Source organism: Streptococcus sp. STC1396, from assembly GCF_058933875.1.
Window position 1 is genome coordinate 25,677 of record NZ_JBZYCU010000011.1, and the last position, 12,492, is coordinate 38,168.

General features: G+C 45.7%; 10 protein-coding genes. All 10 read left to right on the forward strand.

Going from position 1 to position 12,492, the window contains the following annotated elements:
• Window positions 1–89 precede the first annotated feature (89 nt).
• The 10 genes from pyrR to dprA all read left to right on the forward strand — a co-directional run bounded on the left by pyrR (window position 90) and on the right by dprA (window position 12,484).
• Window positions 90–617, forward strand: a complete 528-nt coding sequence (gene pyrR, locus AC5FEC_RS05150) for a bifunctional pyr operon transcriptional regulator/uracil phosphoribosyltransferase PyrR (protein WP_037614953.1) — start codon at window positions 90–92, stop codon at window positions 615–617.
• Window positions 614–1,894, forward strand: a complete 1,281-nt coding sequence (locus AC5FEC_RS05155; RefSeq protein ID WP_037614951.1) for a uracil-xanthine permease family protein — start codon at window positions 614–616, stop codon at window positions 1,892–1,894. Before pyrR ends, AC5FEC_RS05155 begins: the two co-directional genes overlap by 4 nt.
• A gap of 56 nt (window positions 1,895–1,950) precedes the next feature.
• Window positions 1,951–2,868, forward strand: a complete 918-nt coding sequence (locus AC5FEC_RS05160) for an aspartate carbamoyltransferase catalytic subunit (protein WP_037614949.1) — start codon at window positions 1,951–1,953, stop codon at window positions 2,866–2,868.
• Window positions 2,869–3,021: 153 nt separating this feature from the next.
• Window positions 3,022–4,113: a carbamoyl phosphate synthase small subunit gene (locus AC5FEC_RS05165; RefSeq protein ID WP_493661511.1), complete on the forward strand. Its 1,092-nt coding sequence runs from the start codon at window positions 3,022–3,024 to the stop codon at window positions 4,111–4,113.
• A gap of 88 nt (window positions 4,114–4,201) precedes the next feature.
• On the forward strand, window positions 4,202–7,381 hold the full coding sequence (carB, locus tag AC5FEC_RS05170) for a carbamoyl-phosphate synthase large subunit (RefSeq protein WP_493661512.1): 3,180 nt from the start codon (window positions 4,202–4,204) through the stop codon (window positions 7,379–7,381).
• A gap of 1,006 nt (window positions 7,382–8,387) precedes the next feature.
• Window positions 8,388–9,239 carry a ribosome biogenesis GTPase YlqF gene (gene ylqF, locus AC5FEC_RS05175; RefSeq protein ID WP_493661513.1) on the forward strand — a complete coding sequence of 284 codons (852 nt, stop codon included), beginning with the start codon at window positions 8,388–8,390 and terminating at the stop codon, window positions 9,237–9,239.
• Window positions 9,226–9,993, forward strand: a complete 768-nt coding sequence (gene rnhB / locus AC5FEC_RS05180; RefSeq protein ID WP_493661514.1) for a ribonuclease HII — start codon at window positions 9,226–9,228, stop codon at window positions 9,991–9,993. The genes ylqF and rnhB overlap by 14 nt, the downstream gene beginning before the upstream one ends.
• A 23-nt stretch (window positions 9,994–10,016) precedes the next feature.
• Window positions 10,017–10,832 carry a PRD domain-containing protein gene (locus AC5FEC_RS05185; RefSeq protein ID WP_493661515.1) on the forward strand — a complete coding sequence of 272 codons (816 nt, stop codon included), beginning with the start codon at window positions 10,017–10,019 and terminating at the stop codon, window positions 10,830–10,832.
• A 2-nt stretch (window positions 10,833–10,834) separates the two neighbouring features.
• Window positions 10,835–11,407, forward strand: a complete 573-nt coding sequence (locus tag AC5FEC_RS05190; protein WP_037614935.1) for a sugar O-acetyltransferase — start codon at window positions 10,835–10,837, stop codon at window positions 11,405–11,407.
• A gap of 234 nt (window positions 11,408–11,641) precedes the next feature.
• Entirely contained in the window at window positions 11,642–12,484 is an 843-nt protein-coding gene (gene dprA / locus AC5FEC_RS05195) for a DNA-processing protein DprA (protein ID WP_234550197.1), read from the forward strand.
• Window positions 12,485–12,492 lie beyond the last annotated feature (8 nt).

Sequence of the window (12,492 nt, forward strand, 5' to 3'; positions counted from 1 at the left end):
GTAAACAAGTGCGTCTTGTGCTAGCCTATCTAGATTTTCTGAAGTCTCCTTGTAAAGGGGACTTTTTCTTATGCTTTTAGGAGGTTTAGATGAAGACAAAAGAAGTTGTCGATGACATCACCATGAACCGTGCCATTACACGGATTACTTATGAAATCATCGAGCGCAACAAGGATTTAAGCCAGATTGTTTTGGCGGGCATTAAGACCAGAGGGGTTTTCATTGCCAAGCGCATCCAGCAACGACTGGCTCAGTTGGAAAATATTGATATTCCAGTCGGTGAAGTGGATACCAAGCCTTTTCGGGATGATGTCAAGGTCGAGGAAGATACAACACTGATTCCATTTGATATTACTGACCGTGAAGTGATTCTGGTGGACGATGTTCTCTATACAGGGCGGACCATTCGCGCAGCTATTGACAATCTGGTCAGTCATGGCAGGCCATCTCGTGTCAGTTTGGCGGTTCTAGTTGACCGTGGTCATCGCGAATTGCCGATTCGAGCAGATTACGTTGGTAAAAATATTCCAACTAGCCGTCGAGAGGAAATCATTGTCGAAATGACAGAAAAAGATGGTCAGGACCGAGTCCTCATCGTAGAGGAGGATGCATCATGAGTCAAGAAGTTAAATACGATGTCCATGATATGCCAAAACCTGGTTTACTCTTAGGACTTTCATTCCAGCATTTATTCGCCATGTTTGGTGCGACGGTGTTGGTTCCGATTCTGGTGGGAATTGACCCAGCGGTAGCCCTGTTTTCAAGTGGTTTAGGTACGCTGGCTCACTTGACAGTGACCAAGTACAAGATTCCTGCTTATATGGGTTCGAGTTTCGCTTATATCGCTGCCATGCAAATGCTGATGAAGACAGATGGGATTGCAGCAGTGGCGCAAGGTGCCATCACGGGCGGTCTGGTCTACTTTATCGTAGCCCTCATCGTGAAATTCGCAGGGAATGCTTGGATTGATAAGATTTTGCCGCCAGTAGTGGTAGGGCCTATCATCATGGTGATTGGCCTGAGTCTAGCGGGTACAGCCGTTGGCGATGTGATGTATAAGACTGTTGGAGACCAGAAGGTCTACGACATCACCTACTTTGCTATCGGGATGGTAACCCTTCTCTGCGTCATTCTTTTTAACATCTACGGTAAGAAAATCGTTGGTATTATTCCGGTTCTGCTGGGCTTGATTGTTGGATATATCTTTGCCCTGATTGCCGGAGCAGTGACAGGTCAGGAGATTATCTCCTTCGCCAACGTGACAAAAGCTTCTTGGTTCCATGTTCCGCCAATGAATCTTCCGTTTTTAGATTATGATTTTAAATTGTATCCAAGTGCAATCTTAACAATGGCACCGATCGCCTTTGTAACGATGACAGAGCACTTTGGGCATGTTATGGTTCTGAATAGCTTGACAGGCAAGGATTTCTTTAAAGAGCCTGGTTTGGATAAGACCTTGGCTGGGGATGGTCTGGCTCAGGTCATCGCAGGTATCTTTGGTGCTCCGCCAGTGACCAGCTACGGTGAAAACATCGGGGTTATGGCGCTCAATAAAATCTACAGTGTTTATGTGATTGCTGGTGCTGCAGTACTGGCCATTGTCATGAGTTTCGTGGGCAAGGTTTCTGCCCTGCTCCAATCGATTCCAAGCCCAGTTTTGGGAGGCATTTCGATTGCTCTATTTGGGGTAATTGCTTCCAGTGGTCTTAAAATTCTGATTGAAGCGCAAACCAATCTTGACAACAAAAAGAACCTGCTGATTGCCAGTGTCATTTTGGTATCTGGTATCGGTGGTCTGACCCTGCAACTATCAGGTCTGCAAATTTCAGGAGTTGCTCTATCAACTGTTCTAGGAATTGCACTCTACCTCATCCTGCCAGAACCTAAAAATTAGGCTGACAAGCTTGCTACATTTGTTCAACGTTTTTAATATAAAAGGAGTATAACATCATGTCATCAAATCAAATCGCACTTAAAAACCTTGTATCTATGGAACACCTCACTAACGAAGAAGTGATGGCCCTGATTAAGCGCGGGATTGAATTCAAAAACGGCGCAAAGGTTCATTACGATGAGCAACATATCGTTGCGAATCTCTTCTTTGAACCTTCGACTCGGACTCACAAGGCTTTTGAAGTAGCAGAATTGAAACTTGGATGTGACCTGCTTGACTTTGATGTCAAGACAAGCTCAGTCAATAAGGGAGAAACCTTATATGACACGATTTTGACTATGTCGGCTATCGGTGTAGACGTCTGTGTTATCCGTCACCCTGAGGTGGATTACTATAAAGAATTGGTCGAAAGTCCAACGATTACAACTTCCATCGTAAATGGCGGTGATGGTTCTGGTCAGCACCCAAGCCAAAGCCTGCTTGACTTGATGACAATTTACCAAGAATTCGGCCATTTCGATGGTTTGAAAGTGGCTATTGCCGGTGACCTCGATCACTCTCGTGTAGCCAAGTCTAATATGCAAATCTTAAAACGTCTCGGTGCCGAGCTCTTCTTTGCTGGTCCAGATGAGTGGAGAAGTGCGGAGTTTGCTGACTATGGTAAGTTCGTAACCATTGATGAAGTGATTGACCAAGTGGATGTGATGATGTTCCTACGTGTGCAACATGAGCGCCATGACTACAACTCTATTTTCTCTAAGGAAAATTATCATAAACTTCATGGTTTGACGCAAGAGCGCTATGACCGTATGAAGGATACCGCTATCCTGATGCACCCAGCTCCTGTCAACCGCGATGTGGAAATTGCAGATCACTTGGTTGAGGCTCCAAAATCTCGTATCGTAGAACAAATGACCAATGGTGTTTTTGTCAGAATGGCCATCATTGAGGCAGTTCTCAAAGGACGTAAATAATCTCAGATATTTCGGTTGGGAGTGGGGGTGGACTCAAAAAGAGTCATCCTGCTCCCTCTTATTATATAGATAGCAAGAATTTGTGGCTGCAGTTAAGTGAATTGAATCCCCCAACTAATTCTTTGGGTTAGTTGGGTACAGAAGGAGGAGACAATGACAAAAAGACTTTTAGTATTGGAAAATGGCATGATTTTTGAAGGAGAGGCTTTTGGAGCTGACCTTAGTGTGACAGGAGAAATTGTCTTTAACACAGGTATGACGGGCTATCAAGAGTCGATTACAGACCAATCTTATAATGGTCAGATTTTAACCTTTACCTATCCGATTGTGGGAAATTATGGCATTAATCGCGATGATTATGAGTCTATCCGCCCGACCTGCAAGGGGGTGGTTGTTTATGAACATGCCCGCCGCGCAAGCAATTGGCGAAATCAAATGTCTTTGGATGAGTTTCTCAAAATGAAGGATATTCCAGGAATTTCAGGAATTGATACAAGGGCACTGACAAAGGTTATCCGCCAACACGGAACCATGAAGGCGACACTTGCCAATGCGGAGGATACGATTGAGCACATCCAAGATCAGCTGCAGGCAACAGTCCTACCAACGGATAATATCAAGCAGGTGTCTGCTAAGCAAGCCTACCCCGCTCCGGGAACTGGCCGCAGCGTGGTATTGGTGGACTTTGGTCTCAAACACTCTATTTTGCGAGAGCTAGCCAAGCGTAACTGCAGTGTGACAGTGGTGCCTTATGATACCAGCGCCGAGGAAATTTTGCAGCTCAATCCCGACGGAGTCATGCTGTCTAATGGTCCAGGCAATCCAGAGGATGTGCCAGAGGCTCTGGAGATGATTCGGGGAGTTCAGGGCAAGATTCCGATTTTTGGTATCTGTATGGGGCATCAGCTCTTCTCAATGGCCAATGGTGCCAGGACGCATAAGATGAAGTTTGGTCATCGTGGCTTCAATCATGCGGTATGTGAGATTGCGACAGGCCGAGTTGACTTTACTAGTCAAAATCACGGTTATGCAGTTAGCCGTGAGGATTTGCCGGCATGCTTAATTGTGACCCATGAAGAAATCAATGATAAATCTGTTGAAGGAGTGCGCCACAGATATTATCCGGCCTTCTCTGTTCAATTTCACCCTGATGCTGCACCTGGCCCTCATGATGCCAGCTATCTCTTTGATGAATTTATGGAGATGATGGATACTTTCCAAGAGATTCATTCAAAGGATTCTTAACCCAGCGCTAGGAGATTTATATTCAAATTTGCTTGCCAGTATATTTAAGTTTATGCAGGGACATAGACAATAGAAAACGAGGTAAAAGATGCCAAAACGTAAAGATATTCAAAAAATCATGGTCATTGGTTCTGGTCCGATTGTCATTGGTCAGGCTGCGGAGTTTGACTATGCAGGGACTCAGGCATGCCTGTCCTTGAAAGAAGAGGGCTACAGTGTCGTCTTGGTTAATTCCAACCCGGCGACCATCATGACGGACAAGGAGATTGCGGATCGGGTTTATATCGAGCCTATCACGCTGGAGTTTGTTGCGCGGATTCTGCGCAAGGAGCGGCCAGATGCTCTTCTGCCTACTCTGGGTGGTCAGACTGGACTCAATATGGCCATGGAATTATCCAAGTCAGGGCTTTTAGAAGAGCTAGGAGTGGAACTCTTGGGAACCAAGTTATCAGCCATTGACCAAGCGGAAGACCGAGACCTTTTCAAGCAGCTGATGGAAGAGCTAGGCCAGCCCATCCCTGAGTCAGAAATTGTCAATACAGTTGATGAAGCGCTGGAATTTGCGGCTGGTATCGGCTATCCAGTCATTGTCCGTCCGGCATTTACACTGGGGGGAACTGGCGGCGGTATCTGTAGCAATAAGGAAGAGCTGCAGGAAATCGCAGAAAACGGCCTCAAACTCTCTCCAGTTACTCAGTGTCTGATCGAGCACTCCATAGCAGGCTTTAAGGAAATCGAATACGAAGTCATGCGGGATGGTGCAGACAATGCGCTGGTCGTATGTAATATGGAAAACTTTGACCCAGTCGGCATCCATACAGGAGATTCTATCGTCTTTGCACCTAGTCAGACTATCTCAGACTATGAATACCAGATGCTGCGGGACGCCAGTCTCAAGATTATCCGTGCGCTAAAGATTGAGGGTGGCTGTAATGTGCAGCTGGCTCTGGATCCGCATAGTTTCAAATATTATGTCATCGAGGTCAATCCGCGGGTTTCCCGGTCATCAGCCCTTGCCTCTAAGGCGACTGGCTATCCGATTGCCAAGCTTGCGGCTAAAATCGCAGTCGGACTTACATTGGATGAAATCATCAATCCGGTGACAGGCTCGACCTATGCTATGTTTGAGCCGGCTCTGGACTATGTGGTCGCTAAAATTCCGCGCTTTCCATTTGATAAATTTGAGCAGGGTGAGCGCCGTCTGGGAACCCAGATGAAGGCGACAGGCGAAGTCATGGCTATTGGCCGCAATATCGAGGAGAGTCTGCTCAAGGCCTGCCGTTCTCTGGAAGTTGGCGTGGACCACAATGAGCTGCCTGCTCTCAGTCAAGTAAGCGATGATGAGCTGATGAAGAAGATTGTCAAGGCGCAAGATGACCGGATTTTCTACATCTCAGAGGCTATTCGCCGTGGTTACAGTCCAGATGAAATTGCCGAGCTGACTAAGATTGATGTCTTTTTCCTGGATAAGCTCCTCCACATTTACGAAATCGAGCAGGAACTGGCCAGTCATATCGGAGATAGTTATGTGCTCAAGAAGGCCAAGCAAAATGGCTTTGCGGATACTAAGATTGCAGCCTTGTGGGACATAACAGCTGAGCAGGTGCGTCGCATCCGACAGGAGCAGAAGATTGTGCCGGTTTACAAGATGGTCGATACCTGTGCTGCTGAGTTCGAGTCTGCGACGCCATATTTCTACTCCACCTATGGCTTTGAAAATGAATCTGTCAAGTCCAGCAAGGAATCTGTTCTTGTGCTGGGCTCAGGTCCTATCCGAATCGGGCAAGGGGTCGAGTTTGACTATGCGACTGTTCATTCTGTAAAGGCTATTCAGGCAGCTGGTTATGAAGCGATTATCATGAACAGTAATCCAGAGACTGTATCGACCGACTTTTCTGTCTCTGACAAGCTATACTTTGAGCCGCTGACCTTTGAAGATGTCATGAATGTCATTGAGCTGGAGCAGCCTAAGGGTGTTATCGTACAGTTTGGCGGGCAGACAGCCATTAATCTGGCAGAGCCACTGTCCAAGGCTGGTGTTAAGATTTTAGGTACCCAAGTAGCGGACTTGGATCGAGCTGAGGACCGGGATCTCTTTGAGCAAGCGCTGAAAGAGCTGGATATTCCGCAGCCGCCGGGTCAGACGGCCACTAATGAAGAGGAAGCAGTAGAGGCTGCTCGTAAAATTGGATTCCCCGTTCTGGTGCGACCTTCCTATGTCTTGGGTGGCCGTGCCATGGAAATCGTAGAAAACGAAGCGGATCTACGCTCTTATATGCGGACAGCGGTTAAGGCCAGTCCAGACCATCCAGTTTTGGTTGATTCTTACATTGTCGGTGATGAGTGCGAGGTGGATGCTATTTCTGATGGCCGTCAGGTCTTGATTCCAGGGATTATGGAGCATATCGAGCGGGCAGGGGTTCACTCAGGGGATTCCATGGCGGCTTATCCGCCGCAAACCTTATCTCAGAAAGTCAAGGATACTATTGCAGACTATACCAAACGTTTGGCTCTGGGACTGAACTGTATCGGCATGATGAATATTCAGTTCGTCATCAAAGATGAGCAGGTCTATGTCATTGAGGTCAATCCACGGGCCAGCCGGACTGTTCCTTTCTTGTCCAAGGTGACCGATATTCCGATGGCGCAAGTAGCGACTCGTTTGATCCTTGGGGAAACCTTGGCAGAGCTGGGTTATGAAGACGGCCTTCATCCAGAAAGTTCCATGGTTCATATCAAGGCTCCGGTCTTCTCCTTTACCAAGCTGGCTAAGGTCGATAGTCTCTTGGGACCTGAAATGAAGTCTACTGGTGAAGTCATGGGCAGTGACCGCACCCTGGAAAAAGCTCTCTACAAGGCTTTTGAGGCTTCCTATCTTCATCTGCCAAACTTCGGCAATATTGTCTTTACTATCGCAGACGATAGTAAAGAAGAAGCCCTGCAGCTGGCTCAGCGCTTTGCCAATATCGGCTATAGTATCTGGGCAACCAAGGGAACAGCCTCTTATTTTGAAAATCACGGCCTACACGTCCGTCTGGTGAAAAAAATCGGTAGTGACGATGATAAGAACATCCCAGCTTATATCCGCAAGGGCAAGGTTCAGGCTATTATTAATACGGTTGGGACCAAGCGCACAGCTGACAAGCATGGTCAAATTATCCGCCGCTCAGCTATTGAGCACGGAGTTCCACTCTTTACAGCCTTGGATACAGCTGATGCCATGCTGAAGGTACTGGAAAGCCGCAGTTTCACTACAGAGGCGATTTAGAGATAGATTTTAAGTCCAATATCGGCATTTGTCTGTGTACGAGTTGGGAAGGCGATCTTATACAGCTAATCTTGAGAGAAGCTGAATGCAAAGGAGAAATAATGTCACTCTATCGTGTCACAGCTAGCAACTAAGAGGGGATCGATGACACAATCCATCTGTCCAACGGCACCAGCAATTATCCGCTTAATGGTCAATTTTACTTTAATCCAGAAGAGCTGATTGCACTGGACTGATCTGGTCTACCTGTCTCAAGGCGACTATTCAAGCGTTCTTGGGAAAGAGGGCATACAAGCGTTGCTCCAAAGCGGATGTTAGGGTGAATCTGGAAAGAGAGTCCCAGCAGGAAATGAGCTAATATTTTCAGTTGAGGACTATGCTTGGTTAAGTTTCTGATGCTATTGAGACTTTTTGGCAATTTGTATAGGATGAATTTAAAGTGTTTATAAAAAAACAACATGATTCCAACAATTACGGAATCATGTTGTTTTCATATTACACTTGTTTTTCTTATCAAAGAAATTATAGATGTATTCAAAGATGACGAGAGCTGAAAAAACAAAGCTGCAAAAGCTTAGGACACTAGCCGAGCTTGTCAATCCGTTGACCATTAGTGTTGCATAGGTTGTCTCAAGATTAATCCCCATAAGAATAACAGATGTAGTTGGTGTCCCGACGTTTTTGGGACCAACCTATACTATGCGAAGGAAAGCTTGGGGGAAGACCCAACCAAAGAAGACACCAGCCTTCCGCTCAGAAAACTTTAGGGTAATATCAATGGCTGTGCCATTATCAGGACTATGGTTATCCATAAATACGCAGCTAATATTTTCGGGCAGGGCTACGAAATACTTGAGCGCTTCTTTAATGGCGAAGCCTGTCAAAGTTTCTCATGATTTCAGCATTGCCTTGCGACATTTTTGGTCTTTTCTGCTATAATAAACGTAAACAGAGCCCTTTTAATGGCTTTTTTCAATGAGAAATTAGACTCAATAGGAGAAATATTATGGCAACAATTCAATGGTTTCCAGGCCACATGTCCAAGGCTCGGAGACAGGTTCAAGAAAATATTAAATTTGTAGATTTTGTGACGATTTTGGTGGATGCGAGGCTGCCTTTATCCAGTCAAAATCCTATGCTGACTAAAATTGTTGGGGACAAGCCCAAGTTATTGATTTTAAACAAGGCTGACCTGGCAGATCCGACCTTAACCAAGGAATGGCAGGCTTATTTTGAAGGTCAGGGAATCAAAACCTTGGCTATTAACTCTAAGGAGCAATCTGCAGTCAAAAAAGTAACCGAAGCAGCTAAAAAATTGATGGCTGATAAGCTAGCTCGCCAGCGGGAAAGAGGAATTCAAATCGAGACTCTGCGAACTATGATTATCGGGATTCCCAATGCTGGAAAGTCAACGCTGATGAACCGGCTAGCTGGTAAGAAAATTGCGATAGTCGGCAATAAACCAGGGGTCACCAAAGGTCAGCAGTGGCTCAAGTCCAATAAGGATTTGGAAATTCTAGACACACCGGGGATTCTTTGGCCAAAATTTGAAGATGAAATGGTGGCTTTGAAACTCGCTTTGACGGGTGCTATCAAGGACAATTTGCTACCAATGGATGAGGTCACGATTTTCGGACTCAATTATTTCAAAGAGCATTATCCTAAGGCACTGCAGGAGCGCTTTAAGCAGCTGGATTTAGAACTGGAAGCGCCAGACATGATTATGGATATAACCCAGAAATTGGGCTTCAGAGAGGATTACGATCGCTTTTACAGCCTCTTTGTCAAGGAAGTGCGTGATGGGCGCTTAGGTCGTTATACACTGGATGGTCTGGAGGAATTGGATGCCCACGATTAAGGAAATCCAAGAGCAGCTAGCTCAAGTTTCTGACTTGCAGGATCCACTTTTTCAGGATTTGAAGCAGGATGAGCGGAGCGGTGTTCAAAAACTGCTACTCAAGCGCCAAAAAGAAATCCAAGCAGAGCTAGATGAAGACCTGCGTCTGGAGTTTATGCTGCGCTATGAAAAAGAACTGTACAGTCAGGGATTTCAAGTCCTGGCTGGCATTGATGAAGTCGGACGAGGCCCCTTAGCTGGTCCGGTGGTTGCAGCAGCAGTCATTCTGCCTCCTGACTGTAAAATCAAAGGTCTGAATGACAGTAAGAAGATTCCCAAGAAAAGGCATCATGAAATTTATCAAGCAGTGCTAGATCAGGCCTTAGCCATTGGTCTGGGCATTATGGACAATCAAACGATTGACCGAGTCAATATCTATGAAGCGACCAAGCTAGCTATGACAGAAGCGGTAGCCCAGCTCCAGATAAAGCCGGATTGCCTTTTGATTGACGCGATGAAGTTAGACTTGCCCTTGCCCCAGCAGTCCATCATCAAGGGTGATGCGAATTCTTTGTCCATCGCTGCGGCTTCTATCGTAGCCAAGGTGACGAGGGACAAGATGATGGCGGAATTTGATCAGGTTTATACAGGCTATGACTTTGCCCAGAATGCTGGTTATGGCACCAAATTGCATCTGGAAGGCTTGGAAAAATACGGTGTCACACCGATTCACCGCCGAAGCTTTGAACCTGTGAAATCCATGATAAGTCCATAATAAAAAGCCCTGAGAGGTAAAAGATGATTATTACTAAAATACTGAACAACAATGTCGTCCTTTCTGAAGCTGAAGGACAGGAAGTGATTTTAATGGGATGCGGCTTGGCTTTTGGTCGCAAGGTAGGAGACGAGATTCCAACCGACCTAATCGAAAAACGCTATGTTTCTTCTGAGCAGGAAAGAGAACTCCTCATGGAGCTGCCAGCTGAAATCATGGAAATGGCCGATCAGATTATCTCTTTTGCCCATAATCATCTAGAGAGCAAGCTGAAGGACAGTGCTTTTTTAGCTGTGGCGGACCATATCTACGGTGTTACCCTGCGTCTGCAGGACGATCTTTACATGAAAAATTTTCTGCTTTGGGATATCAAGCGGTTCTTTCCAAAAGAATATGAGGTCGGAAAGTTTGCAAATCACCTCTTGAGCGATTATCTGAGCAAGGACCTGCCGGATGATGAGGCGGCTTTTATAGCCCTGACCCTTGTCAATGCGGAGTTAGGGACTGGTACAGCTGCTGCGAGAGAATTGACTCAGCTCATGGAGGAAATCCTGACCATTGTCAAATACAGTCTGGAGACCTCTTTAGAAGATCATGATATTTACGTCGAACGCTTCATGACCCACCTCAAATTCTTCTGCCAGAGGGTTTTGGCCAATGAAGGCCATCGAGATTTGCCAGATAATGATATGTTTGATATGCTGAAAATCAAGTATCCTTTAGCGTTTGAAACAACCAAAAAGATTAGTGATTATCTGCGTCGAACGCGCAATTACCACACTTCAGATGATGAGCAGCTCTATCTGACCATCCATCTGTCACGCATGAAAAGGAGATAAGCATGAGCAGTGAATATGAGAAAATGATTGCAGGGGAGTATTACAGCCCTCAGGATGCTGAATTGAGAGAATTAGCTGCTCGGTCGAGAGATTTTCAGTATCGCTTTAATCAAGAACGAGATAGTGAGAAACGCAGCGCTATCATCAAGGAGTGGTTTGGTAGCACAGGGGAGAATCTAGCTATGAAGCCTGATTTGGTCTGTGATTATGGGGTTAACATCCACCTTGGAGAAAATTTTTATTCTAACTGGAACCTGACCATGCTGGATGTTTGCCCCATTACCATCGGAAAAAATGCCATGCTGGGTCCCAATTGCCAGCTGCTGACGCCATTGCATCCGCTCGATCCAGTAGAGAGAAATTCAGGTGTTGAATACGGAGCGCCCATTAAGATTGGTGACAACTTCTGGGCGGGCGGCGGTGTAACGATCTTGCCAGGAGTGACGCTGGGTGATAATGTCGTGGTCGGAGCAGGAGCTGTTGTGACCAAGTCTTTTGGTGATAATGTGGTCTTAGGTGGCAACCCAGCACGGATGATTAAGGAAATTCCTATTCATAAGGAAGAAAAGGCCTAAGAAGAGCGGTTTTCTAGCTATGGACCTTGGTGGTATTTTTATCAAGTTGGTCTTGCACTCAAACAAAAGGGAAATCGACTCCATCACCAAGACCTTTATGCCAGACAGTTGGGATCTATCAGGCATATTTGAATCAGCTTGGGTAATCATAGGCTATAATCTAAAATTTTCAAAATCGAGCTGTCTTTCAGCTCTTTTTTATTTCTTTTACGAATAATAAAGTGAGGTGAAAAAATGAATAATTTTGAAATTTATAAAATGAAAAAAGCTGGTTTGACCAATCATCAGGTTTTAAACGTTTTGAGATATGCCGAGACTAGAGAGGGTGAACTCTCTCTACGAGACAAGGCTGTCGTGTCTGAATGCCGCAATCCTGCTCTCTTTATGGAGAAGTACAAGCGGCTCGATCTGCAAGCTTTGAAGGAAGAGTTTGACCGATTTCCATCCTTTTCTATCTTGGACGATGTTTACCCTTGGGATTTATGCGAGATTTATGATGCTCCGACTCTTCTCTTTTATCAGGGAAATCTAGACCTGCTAGAGCTGCCTAAGGCTGCAGTCGTTGGCAGCCGAGATAGCAGTAAGCAAGGCAATGCTTCGGTTCAAAAGATTGTCAAAGAGCTTAATAACGAACTGGTCATCGTCAGCGGGCTGGCTCGTGGGATTGATACCGCAGCTCACATGGCTGCCCTGCAAAACGGCGGTCAGACAATTGCTGTTATTGGGACGGGCTTGGATGTTTTTTATCCCAAGGCCAATAAAAAATTACAGACTTATATTGGTAAGAATCATCTATTGCTGACAGAGTATGGTCCAGGTGAACAGCCTTTAAAATTTCATTTTCCAGAGCGTAATCGCATTATTGCCGGTCTCTGCCGAGGCGTCATTGTGGCGGAAGCCAAAATGCGGTCGGGCAGTCTCATTACCTGCGAGCGGGCAATGGAAGAAGGGCGGGATGTTTTTGCAATTCCGGGATCAATTTTGGATGGAAAATCTGACGGTTGCCATCATTTGATTCAAGAGGGCGCAAAGTGCATCACATCAGGCTCTGACGTCCTTTCTGAGTTTGATTTTTAAAACAAGTT

Coding starts and splice junctions, on each gene's coding strand:
- rnhB (WP_493661514.1), top strand. CDS start 9,226: ATGCCCACGATTAAGGAAATCCAAGAGCAGCTAGCTCAAGTTTCTGAC.
- AC5FEC_RS05155 (WP_037614951.1), top strand. CDS start 614: ATGAGTCAAGAAGTTAAATACGATGTCCATGATATGCCAAAACCTGGT.
- pyrR (WP_037614953.1), top strand. CDS start 90: ATGAAGACAAAAGAAGTTGTCGATGACATCACCATGAACCGTGCCATT.
- AC5FEC_RS05185 (WP_493661515.1), top strand. CDS start 10,017: ATGATTATTACTAAAATACTGAACAACAATGTCGTCCTTTCTGAAGCT.
- carB (WP_493661512.1), top strand. CDS start 4,202: ATGCCAAAACGTAAAGATATTCAAAAAATCATGGTCATTGGTTCTGGT.
- AC5FEC_RS05165 (WP_493661511.1), top strand. CDS start 3,022: ATGACAAAAAGACTTTTAGTATTGGAAAATGGCATGATTTTTGAAGGA.
- dprA (WP_234550197.1), top strand. CDS start 11,642: ATGAATAATTTTGAAATTTATAAAATGAAAAAAGCTGGTTTGACCAAT.
- AC5FEC_RS05190 (WP_037614935.1), top strand. CDS start 10,835: ATGAGCAGTGAATATGAGAAAATGATTGCAGGGGAGTATTACAGCCCT.
- ylqF (WP_493661513.1), top strand. CDS start 8,388: ATGGCAACAATTCAATGGTTTCCAGGCCACATGTCCAAGGCTCGGAGA.
- AC5FEC_RS05160 (WP_037614949.1), top strand. CDS start 1,951: ATGTCATCAAATCAAATCGCACTTAAAAACCTTGTATCTATGGAACAC.